Annotated in this window: 15 protein-coding genes; 8 read left to right on the forward strand and 7 right to left on the reverse strand. The window is 67.4% G+C overall.

Translation table 11 applies throughout. The annotated features are described in order from the left end of the window. Positions 1-50 precede the first annotated feature (50 nt). From IPK27_22560 to IPK27_22570, 3 genes are all read right to left on the reverse strand, one after another. Positions 51-7,253 carry a S8 family serine peptidase gene (locus IPK27_22560; protein MBK8070287.1) on the reverse strand — a complete coding sequence of 2,401 codons (7,203 nt, stop codon included), beginning with the start codon at positions 7,251-7,253 and terminating at the stop codon, positions 51-53. A gap of 136 nt (positions 7,254-7,389) precedes the next feature. Then, positions 7,390-8,700 carry an FAD-binding oxidoreductase gene (locus tag IPK27_22565; protein MBK8070288.1) on the reverse strand — a complete coding sequence of 437 codons (1,311 nt, stop codon included), beginning with the start codon at positions 8,698-8,700 and terminating at the stop codon, positions 7,390-7,392. A 151-nt stretch (positions 8,701-8,851) separates the two neighbouring features. Then, entirely contained in the window at positions 8,852-10,219 is a 1,368-nt protein-coding gene (locus tag IPK27_22570; GenBank protein MBK8070289.1) for a glutamine synthetase, read from the reverse strand. Between the two features lie 309 nt (positions 10,220-10,528). Here IPK27_22570 and IPK27_22575 point away from each other — a divergent pair, with 309 nt between their 5' ends. The 8 genes from IPK27_22575 (at position 10,529) to IPK27_22610 (ending at position 19,230) form a co-directional block, all read left to right on the forward strand. After that, the gene (locus IPK27_22575) at positions 10,529-11,284 is read left to right on the forward strand and encodes a gamma-glutamyl-gamma-aminobutyrate hydrolase family protein (protein MBK8070290.1); all 756 of its coding nucleotides are present in this window, start codon (positions 10,529-10,531) and stop codon (positions 11,282-11,284) included. A 1-nt stretch (position 11,285) separates the two neighbouring features. Next, positions 11,286-12,668 carry a glutamine synthetase gene (locus IPK27_22580; protein ID MBK8070291.1) on the forward strand — a complete coding sequence of 461 codons (1,383 nt, stop codon included), beginning with the start codon at positions 11,286-11,288 and terminating at the stop codon, positions 12,666-12,668. A gap of 200 nt (positions 12,669-12,868) precedes the next feature. Next, the gene (locus IPK27_22585; protein ID MBK8070292.1) at positions 12,869-14,227 is read left to right on the forward strand and encodes an aspartate aminotransferase family protein; all 1,359 of its coding nucleotides are present in this window, start codon (positions 12,869-12,871) and stop codon (positions 14,225-14,227) included. A 245-nt stretch (positions 14,228-14,472) separates the two neighbouring features. Then, the gene (locus IPK27_22590; protein ID MBK8070293.1) at positions 14,473-15,630 is read left to right on the forward strand and encodes a polyamine ABC transporter substrate-binding protein; all 1,158 of its coding nucleotides are present in this window, start codon (positions 14,473-14,475) and stop codon (positions 15,628-15,630) included. A 100-nt stretch (positions 15,631-15,730) separates the two neighbouring features. Beyond that, positions 15,731-16,102: a four helix bundle protein gene (locus IPK27_22595; protein ID MBK8070294.1), complete on the forward strand. Its 372-nt coding sequence runs from the start codon at positions 15,731-15,733 to the stop codon at positions 16,100-16,102. A 50-nt stretch (positions 16,103-16,152) separates the two neighbouring features. After that, entirely contained in the window at positions 16,153-17,274 is a 1,122-nt protein-coding gene (potA, locus tag IPK27_22600) for a polyamine ABC transporter ATP-binding protein (protein MBK8070295.1), read from the forward strand. Beyond that, complete coding sequence (locus IPK27_22605) at positions 17,271-18,188, forward strand: ABC transporter permease subunit (protein MBK8070296.1); 918 nt, start codon at positions 17,271-17,273, stop codon at positions 18,186-18,188. The genes potA and IPK27_22605 overlap by 4 nt, the downstream gene beginning before the upstream one ends. Positions 18,189-18,390: 202 nt before the next feature. Then, positions 18,391-19,230 carry an ABC transporter permease subunit gene (locus IPK27_22610; protein MBK8070297.1) on the forward strand — a complete coding sequence of 280 codons (840 nt, stop codon included), beginning with the start codon at positions 18,391-18,393 and terminating at the stop codon, positions 19,228-19,230. 140 nt (positions 19,231-19,370) lie between these two features. Here IPK27_22610 and IPK27_22615 read toward each other — a convergent pair whose 3' ends face one another. The 4 genes from IPK27_22615 to IPK27_22630 all read right to left on the reverse strand — a co-directional run bounded on the left by IPK27_22615 (position 19,371) and on the right by IPK27_22630 (position 25,557). Next, complete coding sequence (locus tag IPK27_22615; protein ID MBK8070298.1) at positions 19,371-20,684, reverse strand: DEAD/DEAH box helicase; 1,314 nt, start codon at positions 20,682-20,684, stop codon at positions 19,371-19,373. 400 nt (positions 20,685-21,084) lie between these two features. Beyond that, positions 21,085-22,701 (reverse strand): hypothetical protein, encoded by a 1,617-nt coding sequence (locus tag IPK27_22620; protein ID MBK8070299.1) that lies wholly within the window; start codon positions 22,699-22,701, stop codon positions 21,085-21,087. Between the two features lie 116 nt (positions 22,702-22,817). Continuing rightward, entirely contained in the window at positions 22,818-24,977 is a 2,160-nt protein-coding gene (locus IPK27_22625) for a serine/threonine protein kinase (GenBank protein ID MBK8070300.1), read from the reverse strand. After that, a complete protein-coding gene (locus IPK27_22630) occupies positions 24,967-25,557 on the reverse strand; it encodes a sigma-70 family RNA polymerase sigma factor (protein MBK8070301.1) in 591 nt (196 codons plus the stop codon). Before IPK27_22630 ends, IPK27_22625 begins: the two co-directional genes overlap by 11 nt. Positions 25,558-25,663 lie beyond the last annotated feature (106 nt).

Consider the following 25,663-nt stretch of genomic DNA (forward strand, 5'->3'; position numbering starts at 1 on the left):
TTCAGCGCGGCTCACCGGGCGCCGCGCTTGCGGCGCCCCGGTATGCCAGCTCAGCGCAGCTCCACGGTCTCCACCACCCAGCCGTTGCTCGCCTGGCGGGCAGTCCAGCTCAACGTCGGCTCGCCCGGCAACGCAGTCCACGCACCCAGGCGCAGGCGTCCGTTGCTGGCGCGGCGGGCCACGGCGTACTGGATTGCCGCCTCGTGCAGCCGCGCGTAGACGCGGACCGCCTCGCCGTTGGCATCGGTCAGCCGCAACACGATGGTCGCGTCATCGCCCAGCGTGCGCCCGAGTACGATCGCCGGGATGCGCACGCTGCCGGTGGGCGCGTTCACCTGCGGGTCCTCGAAGCCATTGGCGAACAGCCCGTCGAGCAAATCGGTGTCGGTCGCGCTGTTGTTGCCCAGCACCGGATCCTCGATGGTGGTGTCCGCCGGCAGGGTGATCGCCGCGGTGTTGGCGATGCTCGCCGGGCTGCCGTCCACGTTGCCGTAGAAGGTGAAGTTCAGCAGGCCGCCGACCGGGAAGCTGGCGATGGTGACATCCAGGTTGCCCGTGCCGCCGGTCACCGGACAGGCCACGCCACCAGAGGCGTCGCAGGTCCAGGTCACGTCGATCAGGCCGGCCGGGATGGCATCGGTGATGCGGATGATGGCTGCCGCGTCCGGCCCAAGGTTGCGCACGATCACCGAGTAGACCAGCAGATCGCCGGGCTCGTAGGTCGGCACGCCGTCGCTCTTGGTCAGCGACAGATCGGACAACGCATACACCAAGGTCTGCGCATTGCCAGGGCCGCTGCTGCTCGAGCCGCTGAAGTTGCCATCGCCGGCGTAACTGGCGCTCACCGTGCGGTTGCCGAGGGCGTCGAAGCTCAGGTCGCAAGCGGTCGCCGGCAGCGTGGCCGTGCAGCTGGCCGATCCGCTGCTCAGGGTCACCGTACCGGTCGGCGTGCCCGCACCCGGCGCGTTGACGCTGAGGGCGAAGCTGAAGCTCGTCGGCTGGTTGATCCGGCTGCGGGTCGGGCCGGTCACGCTGATGCTGGTGCTGGCCGGATCGACCTGGTGGCTGGTGGTGCCGCTGCTGTCGCCGAAGGCCGTGGTCGCGGCGGTGTAGCTCGCGGTCAGGGTCTTGGCGCCGGCGGTGGTGCTGGTCAGGGCGCAGCTCGCCGTCGCGTTCGGCGCGGTGCCTGCCGTCAGCGTCACCGGACCGCAACTCGCGCTGCCGTCGCTGATGGTCACCGTGCCGCTGGGCGACAGCGTCTGCGCCGCCACCGTGACGCTCACCGTGTACGGCTGGCCGACCACGGACGGATCGGGCAGGTCCGAGGTGATCGTGGTCGTGGTCGGTTGCTGGTCGTCCTCGAGGATGGTGCCGGTACCACTCAGGCTCGCCGGCGAACCCTCGATGAGCGGCGATGCGGCAACGGTCGCGTTGACAATGTTGCTGAGGTCCACGCTGAAGCTCTCGTTGCCCTCGAAGGCGGTGTCGCCAACGATCTGCACCGCCAGCGTGGTCCCCAGCTGGCCGGCCGGGATCGTGATCAGCGTCGGCGCCAACGGCTGGTAGTCGTTGTTGCCAACCGTCGCGCTGCCATCAGCGGTCGCCCGCGTGAAGCTCACATCGCGACCGGAGGCCGCCGACAGGCTGACCTGGAAGCTCATCGGCGTCAGTCCGCCGTTGCCCTCCGGCTGGCTCGGGTTGCTGATCGAGATCACCGGCGGCAGGTCGTCGTCGAGGATGGTGCCGGTGGCAACCAGCGTGCCCGGCGTCACGTTGCCGACCGCGGTCAGCGCCGACAGCGTCAGCGTGAACGTCTCGTCGTCCTCGTCCAGCGCATCGTTGTTGATGGCCACGTTGACCGTCTGGCTGGTGTTGCTGTTCGGCGCGAAGCTCACCGTGCCGCCGACGATCGTGAAGTCCGCCACCGTCGCCGTTCCCGGCGCCGAGTTCAGCGTCAGCATCACGCCCGATTGCACCGGGTTGCTCAGCGTCACCGTGAACGCCATCGGCGTGGTCGCCTCTGTCTGGCTGACGCTGACCGGATTGAACGCCACCACCGCACTGTCGTTGTCGCTGATCGTCAGCAAGCCGCTGCCATCGGCGAGGGTGGTCACGCCGACAATGTTGATCGGGGCGCTCAGGGACAGCGTCGCTGTTTCCGTGGCTTCAACGATCAGGTCGCCCACTATCGGCACGCTGATGGTCCGAGTCAGCGGGCCGCCGGCGACAAATTGCATGGTGCCTGATGTTGTCATGTAGTCGCTCCCCGCCTGCGCCGAGCCTGGCGTGACGCTATAGGGAACGATGAAATCGGTCAGGTTGTTTGTGCGTGTGAGCGTGAACACCGCATTGCTGGTGCCGGCGTCGCCCTCGGTCAGCGACACATCGTCGATGCTGAGCTCAGCGCCCGCATTGGTCAGTGTGAAGCTCACCGGCGCGCTGGCGCCAATCGCATTCGCGGACACGCTGTAGCTGCCGACCGTGGCATTTGCCGTGGCCGTACTGCTGGCGCTGCCGCCGCTGATCGTCGCAGGATTGGGCGACAGGCCGGCACTGGCGCCCGCGCCCGGCGGGGTAAACGTCACCACGCCGCCGTTCACCGGCTCTCCCGGCGCCACCGGCGTCGCCGACACGCTGAGGGTGCTGGCAAAGATCAGGCCCGGGCCCTGGCTCTGGTTGTTGCCGCCGGTCACCGCCAGCGTGAATCCGCGCGACTCGTAGGCGCCGATGTCGCACGCCGTCTGTTGCGGCCGCGCGACGCCGCGCTGATCCAGGTTGCCGACCGGCACCGCAGCGCAGGCGGCGTTGTTGCCGGCGTTCATGGCCGGGCTGCCCGGCAGCAGCGCGTGGGTCTCGGTCGGGCCACCGAAAGTCCCAAGTGGCGCAAGCAGCGCGTTGATGGGAGTCGCCACGGTGCCGACCAGATCGCCATTGCTGCCATTGACGAATCCGCTCGTCCCATCGCTGTCGAGGTTATGGCCCAGCGACGCCAGGAACGCGTTTGGCGTCGGTATCCGCGTATCCGCGGTTCCGGTGGTCGTTGTGAAATTCTCGGGGAAATTGCTGGCCACCAGCGTGTTTTCCAGTCGCGTGACCACCGTCTGTCCAGGTGTATCCGGGCCATAAGCGGTCCATACGCCACCGAATCCCTGCGCCGCGCCTACGTTGTCGGTTACCGTGCAATTGATCAGTTCCAAGCTGCTCGCTGGCCGAGAGAAGACGAAATGGGCGATGCCGGCTTGAGAGGAATTGCTGCGGTTGCCGCTGATCGTACAGTTGACCAAGATGGCGGTCGCATCCTGAATGTTGACGCCGCTCGCCTGAAACGCCGTTGTGTTGTCGCTGACGGTCGTGTTGCTCATGGTCAATGTGTTGAACCCGTGAGACAGTCCTCCGCCATTGCCCGCCTGATTGCCCGAGATGGTGCAACCGTCGATAACCGTGGGTCCCTGGGTCCACAGGCCCCCGCCGAAGTTTGTGCCGGCAGAATTTCCCGTCACCGTGGAATTTCTCAGTGTCAGAGTGCCCGCGCTGAAAACGCCGCCACCGACGCCGGTGGTACTGCCGTTGTTGATGGTCAGGCTGTCGAGCGTGACCGTGCTGCTGGCTGCAATGCTGAAGATCCGGAAGTTCGGGCTGCCGGCCACGCGGGTCACGGTCACGCCGGCGCCGCCGTCGATGGTCAGATTCTTGTTGATGAGCAGTTGCGCGGTGGTCAGGCCGACGCTGGTCACACCGCCGGCGAAGGTGATCGTGCTGCCCACGCACGCATCGGCAATGATCTGCCGCAAGCTGCCAGCCCCACTGTCGTTGCCATTGGTGACCACCGTCGCCGGGCAATTGATGTTGAACGCACTCGACGTCGCGCCGGCAAGGCCCGCGCTCGCGGCCGTCAGCGTGTAGCCGTTGCCGGCATTGTCGATCGATAGATTCGGGAAGCTCGCGACCCCGGCCACCGCGGCGACTGACGCGGTGCCGCCCAAGGTACCCGCGCCCGGATTGGCTCCGAGGGCGATGTCCACGCTGGCCGTCGACGCCGTCTGGTTGCCGAAGGCATCGAGGATGCGCACGCTGACCGGCGGCGCAATCACGGCGCCGGGCACGCCATTGCTCGGCTGCTGCAGGAACGCCAGTTGGCTGGCGGCAGCGGCCGTGATGTTGAAGGGATCGGAGGTATCGCCGGTCAGGCCGACGCTGCTCGCCGCCAGCGTATAGCCGGTTCCTGCCTTGTCGATCGACAGATTGCTGAAGGTGGCGACGCCATTCACGGCGGCGACGGTCGTGGTACCGGCCAGGGTACCGCTGCCCGGGTTGGTCCCAATGGCCAGCGTCACATCGGCATTGGACGTGGTCTGCACGCCGGCCGCATCGAGGATATTGACGGTGATCGCCGGTGTGATGGCTGCGCCCGCCGCGGTGTTGCCCGGCTGGGTGCCGATCGCAAGTTGTGCCGGCGGGCCGGCAGTCGGCTGGAAGCTCGCATTCAACACCACGGTTCCGGCGGATGCCGTCGGCGTGTTCGACCAGCGCGACACGTAGATGGTGTACTGGGTACCGGCGGTCAGCGCCAGGTCGAGGATCTCCGAACGCAGTGTTGCCCCGGGCGCGGGTTCGTCATCGTTGCATGCGACCGCGGTGAAACTCCCGGGGTTGCCGCTGTACACGGTCATTATCGTGTCGGTGAAGCTGCCGCTGCTGGCCAGCGTATCGATGTCCAGCAGGCCATTGGTGGCGGGCGTGAAGGTCCACCACAGGGTGTGCGTGCCGATGCGCGGTCCCAGGATCGAACAACTGTGCGGCAAGTCGGTCGCCGAGACCGTGGCGTTCTGCGCAGCCGTCACCGTGTTGTTGTACGGCATGGCGCCGATCACGCGGGCGTTCGCCACCAGATCGTTGTCCGGCACCACCGGCGGCGCCGACCAGGTGAAGGCCACCGACAGGTTTCCGACCGTGCCCGGCGGTACCTGCACCCATTGCGAGACGAACACGTAGTAGGTGGTGCCAGCGGCGAGGTTGCTGCTGACCGACGAGCGGAAGTTGCTCCCGCTGATGTCGTCGTTGCAGGCGATCTGGGTGAAGGCGGAGCCATCGTGGGTATAGATGGCCGCCAGGGTATCAGGCACACCGGCAGACGGCGCGAAGATCGTGGTCGCGGCCGTGCTGACGGTGACGCGAGTGGCCACCGTCGGGGTGATGCGGTACCAGAGACCCTGGAATCCCGGGCCCGCGCCGCCGAACTTGCAGGAGTAATCCGGATCGGCCGACTCCTCGGACGCGAAGGACACGTTCGCCTCGACATCGGTGATCGTCACGTCCGCGACCACGTTTTCGGCGTTGACGAAGTTGTCGTTGGCCGGCGCGCAGGCGGCGAACTGGACCACATTGGAGGGCGCGGAGCGATCCCCGTTGCGCTCGGCGACGGCGCGGTACTGGTACACGCCGCAGGGCAGCGCGGTCTCGGGATGGGAGAAAGAACTGCCCGCCGGCAGCGTCTGGTAGTCGGCGAAGGCGCCGCTGTTGAGTCGACGCTGCAGGATCTGGCTGGTTTCGTCGGGGTTGGCGTCGCTCCAATCGAGGGTCACCGCCGTCGAACTGACCGGCGTTGCGACCAGGCTGGAGGGCGCCAGCGGGCAGTCGCGCGCGGTGCCGGTGTCCTCATTGGAGGGCAAAGACAGTGATGAGCCGTCCCAGGCGCGCACGAAATAGGTCTGCGGGCCGCAAATGACGCCGCTGTCGGTGAAGCTCACCGTCGGCACGGTCACGCTGCCCACCTGCACCGCCGGCGCGCCCGGGACATTGCGGTAGATCCGGTACTCAGTCGCTTCGGGCACCCCAGTCCAGCTCATGCTGATGCTGGTGCTGGTGGTGCCGGTGATGGTGAATCCGGAGGGCGGCGCGGCGAAACTCAGCGCGCCAACGGTCGCCACCGGGTCGACCCGCGGGTACTGCGGGCTGGCCGGGATGCGGTAGTCCAGGACCGGCTTGCCGGTGAACTCGAGCACATCCTCGAGCTGTGCCGGGGTGTAGACCAGCCCCCGGCCTTGCAGGAACTCGAGCACCACAGCGGCGCTGCCGGCGGCATAGGGCGTGGCCATCGAGGTGCCGCATTTGTCTTCCGCCACCGAACCATTCAGTCCGGTCGACGTGATCAGGCAACCGGGCGCGAGGAGGTCAACCAGTTCGCCCGCCCCCTGCACCGGCGTGGCATTGCTGTAGCAGCTGACTTTGTCCGGTGCGCCGTTGTCGGTGCAACTGCCGAACGACAGCGAGAAGCTGGCATCGCCGGTGGAACCGACGCCAATCGCACCGGTGATGCACGCGGGGCTGCCGACCATGTCGGTTTCGGCATCGTTGCCGGTGGCCACGAAGACCGCCGTTCCCTGGCCGTTGAGCGTCGCGAAGGCGCTGACGTAGGCAGCGCCATCGGCGTCGCAGGCGGCGTTGGTGGCGTAGTTGCCGCCGCCCAGGCTCATGTTCACCAGGTCGACCGCACCCGGCGTGGTCATGTTCAGGCCGATGATGTGGTTCAGCGCATTGAGGATGTTGGTGTCGCTGGTGTCGCCAGTGGTGAACACCTTGAGCGCGTGGAACTGCGCATCGGGAGCGACGCCCTGGGGGCCGGTGATGATGCCGGCCACATGGGTACCGTGGCCGTCCTGGTCCTCGGCGCTGGTGGCGCCGCCGATGCAGTCGTTCTCGGTGCGGAAGCAGGCCTGGCCGACGAGATCGTCGGCGAGAGCCGGATGCACCACGCCGGCATTGCTGTCGACGCCGGTGTCGATGATCGCGACCACCTGGCCGTCGCCGGTGTAGCCACTGGCGTGCAGCAGGGCGACATTGGTGACGGCGTTCGCCTCGACCATCGTCTTGCGCACCACGCGATCGCGGTTGATCGCGACCACCCCCGGAGTGCGCCGCAGGATTTCCAGCGAATTGCTGTTGATCTTGAGTGAGACGGCACGAATGCGATCGAAGCTGGCCACCTGCTCGAACGAGCCGACGGGCAGTCGAGCGAGCACCTGCTCGCGCGCACTGCGAACTTGCGCCGGCTGCGGCACCACATCGCGGGATCCCGGGGTTTCGAAGCTGACAATGACCCTTTCCGTGGGCGGCGTGCCACGCTCCTCGCTGGCGAGTGCCCGCAGCAGGTCCGGTGAAACCCGCGCCAGGGCTGCCTGTGCATTCGCACCGGCATGCGCCAGAAGCAGGGTCAGGGAAAGGGCCAGCGCGACGCAACGACGAAGCACAGGCATGCGGCGTCTCCATTCCAGTCGGACGGGGGCCCGGCGGCACCCGGACAAAGCATGCCGCAAATTCCGGTTCTCGGCATCCAGTGATCGGGCGCAGGCGCCCCTTCCGGTCGCTCCCTCCGCCGTCAGGCTGCCGCGCTTACAACCAGTCCTTCATCCGGAACCACAGCATGGCCAGCACCAGCGCCGGCGTGCGCAGCGCGCGGCCGCCGGGGAACTTGTGGTGCGGAATTCGCGCGTATACGTCCAGGCGCGTAGCCTGGCCGTGGATGGCCTCGGCGATCACCCGTCCCGCCAGGCCCGTGGCCGCGATGCCGTGTCCCGAGAAACCCTGGGCGAAATAGAGGTTGGGCGAGATCCGGCCCCAGTGGGGTGCGCGGCTCATGCTGATGTCGACATAGCCGCCCCAGACGTGGTCGACGTCGAGGTCTTTCAGCTGCGGGAAGACCTGGTGCATGCGCGCACGCATCCGCGGCCCGAGGGCCGGCGGGTCGATGCCCGAGTAGCTGACGCGTCCGCCAAACAGCATCCGGTGATCGGATGACAGGCGGAAATAGTCGAGCACGAAGTTGATATCGGCCACCGCCATGCCGTTGCGGATCAGCGCCTGCGCGCGCTCCGCGCCGAGCGGCTGGCTGGCGCAGATATAGGTGCCGACCGGCATGATGCGGTCTTCCAGCTGCGGCACCAGACCAGTCAGCCAGGCATTGCCGGCGAGAACGCCGAAGCGCGCGCGCACCTCGCCGCCCTCGCAACCGAACACCACCTCGCTGCCTTCGACGATGCGCGTGACGCGGCTGCCCTCGCGGATACGCACGCCCAGCGACAACGCCGCGCGCGCCAGCCCCAGGGTGTAGTTCAACGGGGGGAGGTGGGCGCTGCGTGGGTCATACAGCAGCGCCGCGTAGCGTTCCGTCGACAGCGTCTGCTGCAGCCTGGCGCGGTCCCAGAGCTCGGTGCCGGTGTAGCCGTAGTTCTCCACCAGGTCGTGCTGCCAGTGCTTGAGCTCCTCGACCTGGCGCGGCTTGATCGCCACGTGCGCATGGCCGGGCCGAAGATCGCAGTCGATCGCGTAGCGCCGGCAGCGCTCGGCGATCAGGTCGACGCCCTCGACCGACCAGTCGAACAGCTTGCGCGCATCGTCGATGCCGATCTGGCGGGCGATCTTCCCCATCTCGCAGCCGTAGCCGAAGATCGCCTGTCCGCCGCTGCGCCCGGATGCGCCCCAGCCCACCCGCTCGCCCTCCAGCACCACCACCGAGTAGCCGCGCTCGGCCAGTTCGATCGCGGTGGACAAGCCGCAGATCCCGCCGCCGAGCACCACCACATCCGCGCGCAGGCTGCCCTGCAGCGCCGGGTGATCGGGCGCGGCCTGGGCGGTTGCGGAGTACCAGGAGGGATGTGGGCCTGCGGCATGATCTGCCTCATTCAACGCGGGAACGTGACTCAGGCCCGTCGGACCGGTTAAACGCGGAGACGCTGAGGACGCGGAGAAGAGCAGGAGAAAAGCGGCAGGGATTTAGTGAGTGCGCCGAATCCCTCGCTTCAATGCTTTTCTCCGCGCCCTCCGCGTCTCCGCGTTTAACCGGTCAGTTGGAACCTCAAACCTGCCGCAAGTACCACTCGTATTCGAGGGTCGTGACTTCGCGGTAGAATCTCTGCTGCTCCTTGAGCTTCTGCTGGCCGTAGATGTGGCGGAACTCGGCGCCGAAGGTGTCGGCAATGAACTCGCTGCGCATGAAATCGGCGATGGTGTCGCGCCAGTAGAGTGTGCGCGGCTCGGTCTGTTCGTAGGCGTTGCCGACAATCGGCGGGCCGGGGTCGAAGCCGCCCTCCAGTCCGTGCAGCATGCCGGCGAGCACCGCGGCCGTCACCAGGTAGGGGTTCGCGTCGGCGCCGGCAATGCGGTGTTCGATGCGGGTGTTGGCCGGGTCGCTATGCGGGATGCGCATCGCCACCGTGCGGTTGTTGTAGCCCCAGCAGTCATTCAACGGCACGAAGGCGTTGAGCACGAAGCGGCGGTAGCTGTTGGCATGCGGCGCGAACATCAGCATGCAGTCGCTGGAGGTGCGCTGCAGGCCGCCGATGGCCGCGAGCATCGCCGGGCTTGGCGTCTCCGGCGTGCCGGCGAAGACATTGCGGCCTTCGCGGTCGAGCAGGCTGACATGGATATGCGTGCCGCTGCCGGCCTGGTCCACGAAAGGCTTGGCCATGAAGCTGGCGATCATCTTCTGCTGCCCGGCGACCGCCTTGATCGCGCGCTTGAGGTAGATCGCGTCATCGCATGCGGCCAGCGCGTCGGCGCGGTGCTTGAGGTTGATCTCGAACTGCCCCGGCGCGTACTCGGCCACCGCGGTGTCGGCCGGAATGCCCTGGGCGCGGCAGACGTCGGCGAGCACATCGGTGTAGGCCTGGTAATCGTTCAGGTCTTCCATGTAGTAGACCTGCGTGGTGCGGTTGCGCTGCCCGGTGGCCGGGTTGATCGAGGTCTGCGGGCGGCCGTCCACCAGGAGGTCCGCATCGAGCAGGTAGAACTCCAGTTCCACCGCCACCACCGGCGTCAGCCCCAGCGCCTGGTAACGCAGCAGGACCCGCCGCAGCACCTCGCGCGGGTTGGCGATGAACTGGCCGCCCTGCGCGTCCTCCATCGACAGCAGCACCTGCGCCATCGGCTTGCGCTGCCACGGAATCGGCCGCAGCGTGCCCGGCACCGGGCGGCAGATGCGGTCTTCGTCGCCGATGTCGTAGCCCAGCCCGGTTTCCTCCACCGTGTTGCCGGTGATGTCGGTGGCGATCAGCGACATCGGCAGGCACACCCCGGACTGATAGATCTTGCCGAGCGCATCGCGCGTCACCCGCTTGCCGCGCAGCAGGCCATTCAGATCGGGCAGGATCAGGTCGATCATCTCGCAGCCGGGAATCTGCGTCAGGACCGCCGCATCGGCGGCCGGCAGGGCGTGTTCGGACATGATCGAAGCACCGTCTGGAGGTCGCCCGATGCTAACAGAGCCGGGCGCGGCGTAAAAAATACTCATCAGGGGGAAGAGGCAGGAGCGGGGCTGGGGGCTAGGGGTTGGGGCGTGTGCGCGGAGTGGAGACGCAGACTTGCATGCTCCCCGCACGCGCTTGAAAGCGCACTCCGCGGACCATCGATCTGGCCACGACTCCTCGCGTACACGCCCCAGCCCCCAACCCCCAGCCCCGCTCTTTCTTCCCTCCCCCGTTGAAAAAAAACATCATCCCGCGTACCTTGCGGCAACTCGTAACGGGGCCCTCGCATGGCGGGACCAGCGCTCATTGGCGTGCCTTCCGATCGTCGACAGATCGAACCGCACCCGTTCCAGGCAGTCGGCGAGAAGTACGTCCGCGCGATCATCGACGCCCAGGTCGGCGTGCCGCTGCTGCTTCCCTCGCTGGATCCGCCGCTGGACCTCGAAGCGCTGCTGCCCCGGTTCGACGGGATCTTCCTGACCGGCTCGCCGAGCAACATCGAGCCGCATCACTACAGCGACGAGCCGAGTTGGGAAGGCAACCTGCACGATCCGCACCGCGATGCGACCACGCTGTCGCTGGTGCAAATCGCGGTGCGCCATCGGATTCCGCTGCTGGCCGTGTGCCGCGGGCTGCAGGAGGTCAACGTGGCCTTCGGTGGCACCCTGCTGCAGAAGGTGCACGAGACCATCGGCCACCACGACCACCGCGAGGACAAGACCCAGCCGCTCGATGTGCAGTACGCACCGGCGCATTCGATCACGCTGACGCCGGGCGGCATGCTCCACGCCGTCGCCGGCGCTGATGACGTGATGGTCAACTCGCTGCACGGCCAGGGCATCGCTCGTCTTGGCGATGGTCTGGTCGTCGAGGCGCGCGCGCCGGATGGACTGATTGAAGCAGTGCGCCTCGCCAGCGACGACACTTTCCTGCTGGCAGTGCAGTGGCACCCGGAATGGAAAGTGCGCGAGAACCCCTTCTACCTCGGCATCTTCGAACGCTTCGCTGCGGCGGTGCGAGCGCGGGCCGCATCGAGAAGCTGACATGGCCCGCAAGAAAGCCGCCAAGCGCCAGACCGAAGAGCAGCAGGAAAGCACGCTCAAGCTGTGGCTGAAGGAACGCCGGATCACCGAAGTCGAATGCCTGGTACCGGACCTCACCGGCAACGCGCGCGGCAAGATCATCCCGGCCGCCAAGTTCAGCCACGACTACGGCACCCGGCTGCCGGAAGGCATCTTCGCCACCACCGTCACCGGCGACTATCCGGACGAGTACGACGAGATCGTCGCCCCGAGCGATTCCGACATGTACCTGCGCCCCGACGCGGACACCGTGCGCATGGTGCCGTGGGCGTCGGATCCGACGGCCCAGGTGATCCACGATTGCTACACCCGTGACGGCCGTGCGCACGACCTGGCGCCGCGCAATGTGCTGCGGCGCGTGCTCGCGCTGTACGAGGGCCTGGGACTGAAGCCGGTCGTCGCGCCGGAACTCGAGTTCTTCCTGGTGCAGAAGAACACCGATCCGGACTTCCCGCTGCAGCCGCCTGCGGGCCGCTCCGGGCGCCCGGAGACCGCGCGGCAGTCGTACTCGATCGACGCGGTCAACGAGTTCGACCCGATCCTGGACCTGATGTACGACTACGCCGAGACCATGGAACTGGACGTGGACACGCTGATCCACGAGTCCGGCGCCGGCCAGCTGGAAGTCAATTTCCAGCACGCCGATCCGATGAGCCGCGCCGACAACGTGTTCCTGTTCAAGCGCTGCATGCGCGAAGCGGCGATGCGCCACGGCATCTATGCCACCTTCCTCGCCAAGCCGATGGCCAACGAGCCCGGCAGCGCGATGCACATCCACCAGAGCCTGGTGGATGCCGATGGCGACAATGTGTTCGCCGGCGACAAGAGCGGGCAGCACAGCCAGCTGTTCATGCACTACCTCGGCGGACTGCAGAAGTATGTGCCGATGGCGATGCCCTTCTTCGCGCCGAACGTCAATTCCTACCGCCGCCTGGCCATCGGCCAGGTGGCGCCGATCAATGTCCAATGGGGCTACGACAACCGCACCTGCGGCCTGCGCGTGCCGATGGACAGCCGCGAGAACACCCGCGTCGAGAGCCGCTTCGCCGGATCCGATGCCAACCCTTACCTCGCGATGGCCGCCACCCTGGCCTGCGGCTACCTCGGCATCGTCGAGAAGCTGCAACCGAACGAGCCACTCGCCGGCAGCGCGCAGGACAAGGGCTTCGGCCTGCCGCGTTCGCTCGAGGACGCGCTGATCGCCCTCAATGCCTGCAAGCCCCTGCGCGCGCTGCTCGGAGACCGTTTCGTCAACTGCTACGCCGCCGTCAAGGGCAAGGAGTACGAGACCTACCTGCGCGTCATCAGCTCGTGGGAACGCGAGTTCCTGCTGTTGACGGTTTGAGGGGTGGGAAATCAAGGGGGCTGGGGACTGGGGCTGAGGGCGAGTGCGCGGACGACACCGGAAAGAGAAGTCATCGGCATGCGCCCCCAGCGCTCTCCTTGAGTCCGGCCGCCCAGCCTGGCACCTCGGCGCCCTTGCCCCAGCCCCCAGTCCCCAGCCCCGCTTCTAGTCTCAGGCAAGCCACTACCCGGAGCCCTCCGATGCCCCACCCCGACAACCGCACCCTGCAGCAACTGGATGCCGCCTACCACCTGCATCCCTTCAATGACAACGCGGCGCTGGCCAAGCGCGGCACGCGCCTGCTGACGCGCGGCGAGGGGGTGTATGTCTGGGATGGCGAGGGCAACAAACTGCTGGATGCCTTCGCTGGACTTTGGTGCGTGAACATCGGCTACGGGCGGCCGGAGCTGGGCGCGGTGGCGGCGAAGCAGATGACCGAGCTGGCCTACTACAACAGCTTTTTCCAGTGCACCACCGAACCGACGATCAAGCTGGCCGCGAAGCTGGCCGAGCTGACGCCCTACGATCTGAATCACGCCTTCTTCGCCAACTCGGGCTCCGAGGCGAATGACACGATCCTGCGCATGGTGCGCCACTTCTGGGCGGTGCAGGACCAGCCGCAGAAGAAGATCTTCATCGGCCGCCACAACGGTTACCACGGCTCCACCGTGGCCGGCGCCAGCCTCGGCGGCATGAAGGGCATGCACGGCCAGGGCGGGTTGCCGATCCCGGACATCCACCACATCGATCCGCCGTTCTGGTTTGCCGACGGCGGCGACCTGTCGCCGGAGGAATACGGCCTGGTGGCGGCGCGCCGACTGGAGACCAAGATCCTCGAACTCGGTCCCGAGAAGGTGGCCGCATTCATCGGGGAACCGATCATGGGCGCGATCGGCGTGTACATTCCGCCGATGACCTACTGGCCGGAGATCGAGCGGATCTGCCGCAAGTACGACGTGCTGCTGGTCGCCGATGAAGTGATCTGCGGTTTCGGCCGCACCGGCGAGTGGTTCGGCAGCCAGTATTTCGGCTTCCGCCCGGACATCATGACCATCGCCAAGGGCCTGACCAGCGGCTACATCCCGCTCGGCGCCGCGATGTTCAACGACCGCGTGGCCAGCGTGCTCGCCAACCAGGGAGGCGAACTCGCCCATGGCTACACCTACTCCGGTCACCCGGTGTGTTGCGCGGTGGCGCTGGAGAACCTGCGCATCCTGCAGGAGGAGAAGATCGTCGACACCTGCAAGGCCGACACCGCCGCCTACCTCGGCCAGCGCTGGATGGAACTCGGCGCTCACCCGCTGGTGGGCGAGGCGCGCATCGCCGGCATGGTCGGCGCACTCGAACTGGTACCAAAGAAGGGCGAGCGCAAGTTCTTTGCCGAGCGCGGCAAGGTCGGCGTGCGCTGCCGCGACCTCGCGCTGAAGAACGGCCTGATCCTGCGCGCCACCTACGATTCGATGCTGCTGTCGCCGCCGCTGATCATCAACCGCGCCCAGGTGGATGAACTGGTCGAGAAAGCCTGGCGCGCGCTGGATGAAACGGCGAGGGAGCTGTGAAAAGCGGGGGATTGCAAAGCGGGGCAGGGGGTGAGGGACGCGCACAGCGGCTCCGAAAGAAGCGCTCGCATCCGTGAAGTCCGCGAATCACCTTGCAACAAGCCAGAACCGCGAGCCACTTCCCCTGCCCCTCGCCCCCTGCCCCGCTTTTCCTGGCCACTCGCCGTTGACACACCCTTCCCGCCGTGGGAAAAACGCTGCACTCTGCCACCGGCTCCGGCCGCACCATTCGTAGGAGATCAACGATGACCCTCCGCTTCAGTCTTCTCGCGCTGGCCTGCGCCGGCATCCTCTCCTGCGGCAAGGACGAAGCACCGCAGGCGCCGGCGCCAGCGGCGGACCAGAAGCCCGCCGAGCCGGCAACGCCCGCTGCCGAGGACAAGGTGCTCAACGTCCTGAACTGGTCGGACTACATCGCTGAGGACACCATCGCGAACTTCGAGAAGGAGACCGGGATCAAGGTCACCTACGATGTATTCGACAGCAATGAAGTGCTCGAAGCCAAGCTGATGACCGGGAACTCCGGTTACGACGTGGTGGTGCCGTCGCTGACCTTCCTCGCGCGCCAGATCCAGGCCGGCGTGTTCATGCCGCTGGACAAGTCCAAGTTGCCGAACTACGCCAACCTCGATCCGCAGATCCAGGCGCTGATCGCGCAGAACGACAAGGACAACATGCACTCGGCGAACTACCTGTGGGGCACCACCGGCATCGCCTACAACGAGGACAAGGTCAAGGAGCGCCTGGGCGAAGGTGCGGAGATGAATGACCTCAAGGTCTTCTTCGAGCCCGAGATCGTTTCCAAGTTCACCGACTGCGGCGTCTACGTGCTCGACACGCCGAGCGAGATCCTGCCGATGGCGCTGGATTACCTGGGCGAGGAGCCGAACAGCTTCGACCCGGCGGTGATCCAGAAGGGCGTCGACCTGATGCTCAAGATTCGCCCGCACATCACCCAGTTCCACTCCTCGCAGGTGGTCGACGCACTGGCCAACGGCGACGCCTGCCTCGCGCTGGCCTGGTCCGGCGACGTGCTGCAGGCCGCGGCGCGTGCCGACGAAGCCGGCAAGGGCGTGAAGGTGGGCTACGCCATCCCGAAACAGGGCGCCCCGGTGTGGTTCGACATGATGGCGATTCCGAAGGACGCCAAGCACCCGAACAACGCCCACGTCTTCATCGACTACATCCTGCGCCCGGACGTGATGGCCAACATCCAGAACTACGTGGCCTACGCCAGCGGCAACGCGAAGAGCAAGGAACTGATCAACCCGGAGATCCGCAACGACCCGCGCATCTACCCGACGCCTGAAGTCCAGGCCACGTTGTACAACCTCGCCGTCATCCCGCCGGAAGTGGACCGCATCTTCAACCGCGCGTGGACGACGATCAAGACGAATCAGTGAGGTCATTCCCAGGGAAGTTCGGCTGTCGCGCGGCTCGGTTGTGGGTTGTGGGTTCTGGGTTGTGGGCAGCGCGGCGGTCGATGTTCTTCCGAGGGGCACCATGGGCACGAAGGTCGGCTACCAGGATCTCGTTGTGTGGCAACGCGCGATCGACCTGGTGCCGACCGTTTATGCAGCTATCCGCAATTTCCCGCCGCACGAGAATTTCGCGCTCTCGGCGCAAATACGACGTTCTGCGGTTTCGATCAGCGCGAATATTGCGGAAGGCCAAGGCAGGCAGCATCGAAAGGAGTTCCTGCAACATCTTTCCATCGCCAAGGGCAGCCTGGCGGAATTGCACTCGCTGATGACAGTGGCACATCGTCTTGGATATCTCGACATGACGGCACTTGAAGAGCTGGAAACGGCACTATCCGGCGTCCGCAGGCCATTGACGGGACTCGTGGACACACTCGCCAAGTCACGTCGCTAGCGAGCTGCCTACAACTCACAACCCACAACCCACAACCGGACTCGAAACAGATGCAGCCCTCCAACGCAGCCGCGCTCACACCCAGGCCCGACTACCTGCTGATAGACACGGTCCGCAAGGAATTCGACGGCTTCGTCGCGGTCGACGATGTGTCGATCACGATCCGCCAGGGCGAGATATTCGCGCTGCTGGGGGCCTCGGGTTGCGGCAAGTCGACGCTGCTGCGCTGCCTGGCGGGCTTCGAGAAGCCCACGTCCGGCCGGATCATCCTGGCGGGCCAGGACATGACCGACCTGCCGCCCTACCAGCGGCCGATCAACATGATGTTCCAGTCCTACGCGCTGTTCCCGCACATGACGGTCGAGCAGAACGTGGCTTTCGGCCTGAAGCAGGACAAGGTGCCGAAGGATGCGCTGCAGAAGCGCGTCGACGAGATGCTCGCGCTGGTGCAGATGAGCAAGTACGCCAAGCGCAAACCGCACCAGCTCTCGGGCGGGCAGCAGCAGCGCGTGGCGCTGGCGCGTTCGCTGGCCAAGGGGCCCAAGCTGCTGCTGCTCGACGAGCCGATGGGCGCGCTGGACAAGAAGCTGCGCTCGCAGATGCAACTTGAACTGGTCAGCATCATCGAGAAGGCCGGCGTGACCTGCGTGATGGTCACCCACGACCAGGAAGAAGCGATGACGATGGCCAATCGCATCGCGATCATGGAAGCGGGGCGGATCCGCCAGATCGGCACGCCGGACGAGATCTACGAGCAGCCCAATTCGCGCTACACCGCCGAGTTCATCGGCTCGGTCAACCTGTTCAACGGCAAGATCGACAAGGACGAGAAGGACTTCATCACAATTGCCAGCCCCGCGCTGCCCGATCCGATCTACGTGGCCCACGGGGTCACCGGCTACGAGGGCATGGAGGTCGCCTTCGCCCTGCGCCCGGAGAAGATCAAGATCACCAAGGACGAGCCGGAGATGCCGCACAACAAGGCGCACGGCACGATCGAGGACATTGCCTACTTCGGCAGCCACTCGGTCTTCCACGTGCGGCTGGATGGCGGGATGAAACTGCTTTGCCATTTCGCCAATCGGCGCCGCTGGGACTCGGAAGGCTTCACCTGGAACGACAAGGTCTGGGTGTCTTGGGGTGACCTCGAAGGCGTGGTGCTGACGTCATGAGCGCCCGCACCGCGTGGTGGAAGCGAATCCTGCCGGCGCCGCGCTGGGCGCTGATCCTGGTCCCCTACCTGTGGTTGCTGCTGTTCTTCGCGATCCCCTTCCTGATCGCGCTGAAGATCTCCTTCGCCAAGGCGGCGATCGCGATGCCGCCGTTCACCGACGTGCTTTACTGGGTGGACGGCTTCCCGGTGGTCAAGCTGCGCGGCGAGAACTATCTGTTCCTGCTCGGCGACAGCATCTACCTCAACGCCTATCTCAGCTCGCTGAAGATCGCGGTGGTCTCGACCTTCCTGTGCCTGCTGGTGGGCTATCCGATGGCCTACGCGATCTCGCGGCTGCCGCCGTCCTCGCGCAACATCGCGCTGCTGCTGGTGATCCTGCCGTCCTGGACCTCCTTCCTGATCCGCATCTACGCCTGGGTGGGCATCCTCAAGCCCAACGGGTTGATCAACAACTTCCTGATGAACCTCGGCCTGATCGACAGCCCGATCAAGATGCTGCACACACCGGTGGCGGTCTACATCGGCATCGTCTACGCCTACCTGCCCTTCATGGTTCTGCCGCTGTACACCAATTTGATCAAGCACGACCACCGGTTGCTGGAAGCGGCATCGGACCTCGGTGCGCGGCCCTGGCAGGCCTTCCTGAAGATCACGCTGCCCCTGTCCAAGGCCGGGATCATCGCCGGCTGCATGCTGGTGGCCATTCCGGTCGTCGGCGAATTCGTCATCCCCGAGATGCTCGGCGGCCCCGAGACCCTGATGATCGGGCGCGTGCTGTGGCAGGAGTTCTTCAACAACCGCGACTGGCCGGTCGCTTCCGCCGTCGCGATGGTGATGCTGGCGATCCTGATCATCCCGATCGTCATCTTCCACCGCGCGCAGCAGAAGGAGATGGAGGGGAAGCTGACATGAGCGGGGCGTGGAGTCTGGCTAGAGCGAAAGGCGGGGCAAGGGGCAGGGGGCGAGGGGAATGCCTCGGCGCCACCCTGCGGCGCGAGGTGACTTGCACCAACTTGCAGCCTGGATCGAAGCGCAGGGCTCATCCCCCTGCCCCCTGCCCCCTGCCCCGCTTCAGGAAGCCCACCCCCGCCCGACCGCCTCACGGAGCCACCCCATGAACCAGGCGCGCAACTCCAAGTGGGGCTGGCTGTTTCTCGCGCTCGGCTTCTTTTTCCTGTACGCGCCAATGCTCAGCCTGATCATCTACTCGTTCAACGAGAACCGGCTGGTTACCGTGTGGTCAGGGTTTTCGACCAAGTGGTACGGCGCGCTGATGGAAGACGACCAGATGCTCTCGGCGGCCTGGGTCAGCCTGCGAATCGCCTTCTACACGGCTTGCGCGTCGGTGGTGCTGGGCACCATGGCGGCGATGGTGATGACGCGCATGCGTAGCTTCCGCAGCAAGACGCTGTTCGCGGCGATGGTCACCGCGCCGCTGGTGATGCCCGAAGTGATCACCGGCCTGTCGCTGCTGTTGCTGTTCGTATCGCTGTCGGCGTGGACCGGGCTCGATTTCGCGCGCGGGATGATGACCATCTGGGTGGCGCACGTGACCCTGTGCATGGCCTTCGTCACCGTGGTGATCAGCTCGCGCCTGTCGGAACTGGACCGTTCGCTGGAAGAGGCAGCGATGGACCTCGGTGCCAATCGGATCAAGGTGTTCTTCGTGATCACGCTGCCGATCATCGCGCCGGCGCTGATGTCGGGCTGGCTGCTGGCCTTCACCCTGTCGCTGGACGACCTGGTGCTGGCGAGCTTCGTCTCCGGCCCATCATCGACCACCTTGCCGATGCAGGTGTTCTCGTCCGCGCGCATGGGCGTCAGCCCGAAGATCAACGCGCTGGCGACGATCCTGATCGTGACGGTCTCGGCGGTCGGCGTGATCGGCTGGTATTTCATGGAACGCGCCGAGCGCAAACGCCAGCGCGAGATGCAACTGGCGGCGAAGCAGTAAGCAGCGCCGCTGGTCTTACGCAGTCCCAACGCAGGAATGCAGGCCGGGGTGCGCGCAGCGCGCGCTCCCCGGCGATGACTTTTCGGCCAGACCCAGCCGGGGAACGCGCCTGACGGCGCGTACCGCCGGCCTACATTGCTTCAGCGAGCGCTCGAACGCCCGCCGCCGCTGCGCTGCTGGCCGCCGTTGCCACGCGCGGGGACGCGCTGGCCCTGGCTGCGCAGGTTATGGCCGCGCGCGGCCGGCGCCGCGCCGGCGCGCTGCTGCGGACGGCGCTGGCCCTGCGGCTGGCGCACCTTCTCCACCTCGGCCGCAACGCGCTCGGGCAGCTTGAACTCGCCCAGCGGCTCGCGCTTGAGCGGGGTCTTCAGCAGGCGCTCGATGCCGCGCAGGTAGTTCTGGTCTTCGCGGCCGACCAGCGAGATCGCCAGGCCATTGGCGCCGGCGCGGCCGGTGCGGCCGATGCGGTGCACATAGTCTTCCGGAACGTTCGGCAGGTCGAAGTTGACCACCGCCGGCAGTTCCTTGATGTCGATGCCGCGCGAGGCGATGTCGGTGGCCACCAGGATCTGGATCTCGCCGCTCTTGAAGCCGCCGAGCGCACGGGTGCGCGCGTTCTGGCTCTTGTTGCCGTGCAGCGCGGCCGACTTGAACCCGTAGCTGTCGAGGAAACGCACCACCTTGTCGGCGCCGTGCTTGGTGCGGCTGAACACCAGGGTCTGGCGCGGCTCGTTGTGCAGCAGGTGCAGCAGCGCATCGCGCTTCTTGGCGTCTTCGATCAGGTGCACGCGGTGCTCGACGGTGACCGCCGTGCTGTTGCGCGGGCTGACGTCCACCTCCGCCGGGTTGTGCAGCATGGTCTGCGCCAGCTCGCGCAGTTCCGGCGCGAAGGTGGCAGAGAACATCAGCGTCTGGCGCTGCTTCGGCAGCTTCTGCAGGATGCGCTTGATCGCCGGCAGGAAGCCCATGTCGAGCATGCGGTCGGCTTCGTCGAGCACCAGGTGGCGCACGCCGGACAGCGACACTGCGTTCTGCTGCATCAGATCCATCAGGCGGCCCGGCGTGGCGATCAGCACATCGATCCCGCGCGCCGCCGCGGCGATCTGCGGGCGCTCGCTGACGCCGCCGTAGATCGCGGTGCTGCTGAGCTTGAGTTCATTGCCGTAGCGCTGGACGCTGGCCAGCACCTGGGCGGCGAGCTCACGCGTCGGCACCAGCACCAGGGCGCGCACGCCCTTGGGCACCACGCGCTCGCCAGCCTGCTTGAGCATCTGCAGGATCGGCAGGGCGAAGCCAGCGGTCTTGCCCGTGCCGGTCTGCGCACTGGCCATCAGGTCGTGGCCGGCGAGCACTTCGGGGATGGCCTTCACCTGGATCGGCGTCGGCGTGTCATAACCTGCGGCGGCGAGCGCGCGCAGCAGTTCGGGGCAGAGCCCCAGCGATTCGAACGTCATTGGAACCTCATCGGGAGGGTTGCGATCTCGATGCGGTGCCAAGGCTGCGCGGATCGCGAAAAAGGAGTGTTACGAGAAGCGTGGACTGCAAGACTGAACCACAGAAACACACGAGCGAGGCGGACCTTACAGGAGTCGCGTGGATAAAGCGACCGACGAGCGGTGCGTGGGGTGGCTTGCGTTCAGCGATGGCTTGCGTCAACGCCAGGGTCGATTCCGGATGAGCATCTGTCCGCAAAGGACGCGAAGCAGAGCGATGGTTGCCATACGTGGTCCGTCTGCCACCTCACGACCGGCGATCCCGCCCCTCTTTCCCGCTTTCCTTTGCGTCCTTTGCGTCCTTTGCGGACAACAAATGCGCAGCTCAGGGAGCCAGCCCCGGTTCCTGCATGGACCGCAATCAATCGCAGCGCCCCACCGCCAACGCCCCCGCCTGGTCCTCGCTGCCGTCGGCGAAGATCGTCTCTCCCTGCGCGGGGGCGAACTCGCTGCTGTTGCCGGCGGCATCGACGACGAGCGCGGTCAGCGGCAGCACGTTGGCGCCGTCCGGCGGGGTTAGCGTAAATGTGCGCGGGAGTTGCGCATCCATGGCGGCGATGCTGGTGCTGCCGAGGAACTGGCGGCTGCCGCCGCCGCAGGCTGCACGGTAGAAGTCCACCCGCAGCGGGTAGCCGGCGTTGGCGATCGCGGTGTCGACCTGGAAGTTGATCTGCGCGCTGTTGCCGCCGGCCGGCAGGAAGCCGCCTGGCAAGCTCAGCACCGCGAAGTTCTGCAGTCGGTTGCCGCCCTCATCGGCGTCTCCCGCATCGTTGGGTGTGGCGCCCAGGCCGCCGCCGCCGAAGGTGTTGTCGAACGCGATGCCGCGATTGGCGCGGAAGTGATTCAGCGGCGAGGCCACGCCGGTGCAGGCATCGGCAGTCAGCCCGGCTGCGCCGCCATGGGCGATCAGATTGGCCTGCCCGGGCGCGGTGCCGCCGATGGCGATGCTGCAGTCCAGGCCGCCGCCGATCAGCAGGGTCGGCTGCGGTTGGCTGGGGCTCTGCGGATTGAGCCCGTTGCCGATGGCGCGCAGGCCGCTGACATCGGTGCCGAAGAAGTTGCCCTCGATGCGCGTGCCGGCATAGGGCTGGGCGCCGGCCGAGGACAGCCGCAGCGCGCTGAAGCGGTGGCCGGAGATCACGTTGCGCGCGGCCGCGTCGCTTCCGCCGATGCGCGCGTTGGTCAGCGGCGAACCGGTCGAGATACCGTCGTTGGCGTTGTCGAGCGCCTGGTCCCCGGCGGCGCGCAGACCGATCAGGTTTCCTTCCACCCGCAGCCCGTCCGAGGCGACGAAGGCCGAGATGGCGGTGTTCAGCCCGCTCAGCAGGTTGCGCGCGCCGGGCGTCAGGCCGCCGATGACATAGGGCCCCGGCCCCTGGATGCGCACGCCGATACCGCGGCCGTTGGTCACGGGGATTGCCGGGAGCTGTCCGAGGATGTCGCTGCCCAGGTAACAGCCCTCCAGCCGGTGCGCACTGCTGCCGTGGAACAGCACCTGCGCGCCGAAACTGTTGATGACAAGGCCACGGAAAGTGCTGGCCGGCTGGTTGAATTCGCCGCCGCTGACTTCCAGCCCGTTCTGCTGCGTGCGGAACTGCGAGACACCGCGGATCTCGATCTTCAGGATGCCGTTCAGGCCGCCCTGGACGGGTGTCAGCGTGTTGGCGCTGGCACCGGGCTGGGTGTAGCCATCGATCAGCACCTGCGCCAGCACCGGGGGCAAGGCGACATCGCCGACGCCGATCAGCCAGTGGTCGGTCGCGGCCTGGTAACCGGCGTCACTCGTCGGCAAGGCAAAGGCGATGACATCCGAGTCGGCATTGGCATTCGCCCGCACCAACGCACCGCGCAGGCTGCAGTCGGCGGCTGCGGCGGTGCATGCGCCGAGGTTCGCATCGCTGCTGGTGTCGACGGTGAGGGTCTCGGCATGCAGGGCCGGCGTGACAAGCAGGGTCGACAGGACGGCGAGGCGGCGCATGGCGAATTCCGTGAAGGGGCTTGGGGCGCATACGCCGTTCTGCCCGCGCGCCTGACAAGCTCGCCGAACACGTCGCACTGCATTGGGTGGGGCGGTATCGCGCAGCGATTCACCGCTCAGCGACAGCGCTCAGCCAGTTCCCGCAAAGCCATGGACTCGATGTGCACCCGGCTCGGCAACGGAACCGCCGACTCGGCCGAGGCGAGTTCCGTCGCCTGCGCGCGGGCCACGGCGCAATTGCCCTGGCGCGCAGCAAGCTGCACCGAAACCGCCAGCCACTGCCGCCGCTCGACCGCTGGCAGCACCAACCCATCGCCGGCGCGGCCGGCGGCGTCCATCGCCGCTTGCGCGGCCAGCGGATCGTCCGCCAGCAGCGCAGCGCGCGCGCGCATCAGCCCGAGCGTCACGCGCTCGGCATGCGGCAAGGGGAAAGCCTCGCGATAGATCGGCTCCACGACATCCAGCCAATCGAGTGCCGCCTTCGCATCGCCCGCCTGCAGCGCCCATTCGGCCAGCAGCCAGCCGCCCTCGGCGCGGCGCATGATGCTGAATGCGCCCGGATCGGATTCGATCACCGCGAGCGCCGCCTGCAGCGCGGTCCGCGCCGTGTCCAGGTCGCGCTCGCGCAGGGCCAGCCAGCCGCGCTGGCGCCAGTAATTTTCGCGCTGGGTGGCGTCGACGCCCGCGGCATCGGCCAGCGGCGTTCCCAGCGCTAACAGCCGCCGCCCGGCAGCAAACTCGCCCCTGCGCCCGAGCACGCTGGCGGTGGCGGCCAGCGCGCTCAGCGCTTCGCCGGGCGGCGCATCGGGGCGTCCCGCGATCTCCTCGACCCGCTGCGACAGCCGCTTCAGCGCCTCGCCATCGGCCTGGTCGGCCTGCGCCAGCAGCAGCAGGCGCAGCCCGTCGAGCTGGCGCTGGGCGGCGCCCTCGTCCGACAGCCGTGCGGCGGCCTGCAGCGCCGCTTCCAGCACCGGCACCGCGGCCTCCGGGCGGCCCAGGTTGATCAGGCCCTGCCCGATCTGCGCCTGCGCCTGCCATTGCAGCAGCGGATCGCTGTCGGGCAGCGCCAGCAGTCGGCGTGCGGCTTCGCTGAGGAACTCGCTGGCCTTGGGATCGCGGCCGAGATAGGCCTCCGGGCTGGCGGCGCCGATCACGTCGAGCAGCGCCAGCAGATGACTGCGGGCGCGCTCGGCCTGCGCCTCGGCACGCCGGGCCTGTTGCCAGGTGGCGGCAGCGCCCGCTGCCAGCGCCAGCAGCACGCCAAAGCCCGCCCCCAGCGGCCAGCGCCGCTGCCAGGCCCAGCGGCGCAGGCGCGCGCGCCGGCTGCCTACGCCGCTGCGCAGCTCGCGGCCGGCCAGCCAGTCGCGCAGATCGTCCGCCAGCAGCGCCGCGCTGGCATAGCGGTCCTGCGGGCGCGCCTCGGTGGCGCGCGCGGCCACCGATTGCAGCAGCGGATCGCGATGGCTGCCCAGGCACCAGTCGCGCAGCAGCACACCGAGCGCGTGGATGTCGGCGGCGGTGCCGACGTTCTCGCCGCGCAACTGCTCCGGCGCGGCATAGCGCGGGGTGCAGGCCTGCACCCCGGTCAGGGTCAGCGCCGCATCGCTGTCGTCGAGCAGCCGCGCGATGCCGAAGTCGAGCAGGCGCACGCGCCCGTCGCGGCCCAGCCGCAAGTTGGCCGGCTTGATGTCGCGGTGCAGCACCAGTTGCGAGTGCGCATAGGCCACCGCATCGCTGGCATCGGCCAGCAGCCCGACACGGGCTGCCAGCGACAGGGCCGTGCCGGCCTCTTCGAGCAGCGGCCCGTCGACCAGCTCCATCGCCAGCCAGGGGCGGCCGTCGCTGTCGATGCCGGCATCGATCATCTGCGCAATGTGCGCGTGCTGCAGGCGCGCCAGCACCTGCCATTCGCGGCGGAAGCGGCGCTCCGCCAGGGCGCTGCGTGCCCCGGGGTGCAGCAGCTTGAGCGCGACCCGCTGGCGGAAGCCGGCGTGCTCGCGCTCGGCCAGCCAGACCACCCCCATGCCGCCGCGGCCAAGTTCCTGCAACAGGGTGAAGCCACCCACCGTCCGCGGCGTCGCTGCTGGGCTGGGCGCGGCATCGTGCAGACGCAGCAGCCCGGCCAGTTCCTCGGCCAAATCGGCGTCCTCGGCGCGCAGCGCTTCGAGGTGCGCAGCGCGCTCAGCGGGCGGGCGCTCGCTCAACGCGTCGAACCCCGCGCGCAAGCGCGCGAAGCGCGAGGCCGGGGCGCCCTCCTGCACCAGCTCAGGCGCCATGCGCCAGCCCCGGCGCGCAGCGCGCGCGCAGCCAGGCGCGGGCGAAGGCCCAGTCGCGGTAAATCGTGCGCTCGTCCAGCTCGAGCACGGCCGCCACCTCGGACACCTCCAGGCCGACGAAGCAACGCAGCTCGACCACCTGCGCCATCCGCGGGTCCTCGCGCGCCAGCGCTGCGATCGCCAGGTCCAGGTCGAGCACATCGGTATCGGCGTCGATCGGCAGCCCGACCGCATCGATCAGCTCGACGCGCTGCGCACCGCCACCGCGCTTGTCGCGCTGCTGCGCCCGCGCACGGTCGATCAGGATCTGGCGCATCAGCTTGGCCGCGGTGGCGTACCAGTGATGCGCGCTGTCGAACTGGTGCTGGCCGCCGCCGAGCAGGCGCAGCATGACCTCATGCACCAGCGCGGTGGGCTGCAGCGTCAGATGACCCTGGTGTCGCCGCAGCTGGCTCGCCGCCAGCCGCCGCAGCTCGTCGTAGACCAGCGGCAGCAGGCGGTCGAGCATGCCGGCCTCGCCCGCGCGCCAGCGCTGCAGGCAAGCCTCCACATCGGTCATCGTCGGGTCCTGCAGGTGCATGGCTCGATTATCCCGTTTGTGCGGGGGCGAAGTGCGCATCGCGCGGGACAAGTTTGCGCGGCGCCGGTTGGGGGAGCACGGGGCACGGGGCACGGGGCACGAGAAA

The organism is Rhodanobacteraceae bacterium (assembly GCA_016713135.1).
Classification (GTDB): Bacteria; Pseudomonadota; Gammaproteobacteria; order Xanthomonadales; family SZUA-5; genus JADKFD01.

Excerpts from the sequence above, each read along its gene's own strand:
- IPK27_22560 (MBK8070287.1), bottom strand. The coding sequence starts at position 7,253 with ATGCCTGTGCTTCGTCGTTGCGTCGCGCTGGCCCTTTCCCTGACCCTG.
- IPK27_22570 (MBK8070289.1), bottom strand. The coding sequence starts at position 10,219 with ATGTCCGAACACGCCCTGCCGGCCGCCGATGCGGCGGTCCTGACGCAG.
- IPK27_22575 (MBK8070290.1), top strand. The coding sequence starts at position 10,529 with ATGGCGGGACCAGCGCTCATTGGCGTGCCTTCCGATCGTCGACAGATC.
- IPK27_22580 (MBK8070291.1), top strand. The coding sequence starts at position 11,286 with ATGGCCCGCAAGAAAGCCGCCAAGCGCCAGACCGAAGAGCAGCAGGAA.
- IPK27_22585 (MBK8070292.1), top strand. The coding sequence starts at position 12,869 with ATGCCCCACCCCGACAACCGCACCCTGCAGCAACTGGATGCCGCCTAC.
- IPK27_22590 (MBK8070293.1), top strand. The coding sequence starts at position 14,473 with ATGACCCTCCGCTTCAGTCTTCTCGCGCTGGCCTGCGCCGGCATCCTC.
- IPK27_22595 (MBK8070294.1), top strand. The coding sequence starts at position 15,731 with ATGGGCACGAAGGTCGGCTACCAGGATCTCGTTGTGTGGCAACGCGCG.
- potA (MBK8070295.1), top strand. The coding sequence starts at position 16,153 with ATGCAGCCCTCCAACGCAGCCGCGCTCACACCCAGGCCCGACTACCTG.
- IPK27_22605 (MBK8070296.1), top strand. The coding sequence starts at position 17,271 with ATGAGCGCCCGCACCGCGTGGTGGAAGCGAATCCTGCCGGCGCCGCGC.
- IPK27_22610 (MBK8070297.1), top strand. The coding sequence starts at position 18,391 with ATGAACCAGGCGCGCAACTCCAAGTGGGGCTGGCTGTTTCTCGCGCTC.
- IPK27_22615 (MBK8070298.1), bottom strand. The coding sequence starts at position 20,684 with ATGACGTTCGAATCGCTGGGGCTCTGCCCCGAACTGCTGCGCGCGCTC.
- IPK27_22620 (MBK8070299.1), bottom strand. The coding sequence starts at position 22,701 with ATGCGCCGCCTCGCCGTCCTGTCGACCCTGCTTGTCACGCCGGCCCTG.
- IPK27_22625 (MBK8070300.1), bottom strand. The coding sequence starts at position 24,977 with ATGGCGCCTGAGCTGGTGCAGGAGGGCGCCCCGGCCTCGCGCTTCGCG.
- IPK27_22630 (MBK8070301.1), bottom strand. The coding sequence starts at position 25,557 with ATGCACCTGCAGGACCCGACGATGACCGATGTGGAGGCTTGCCTGCAG.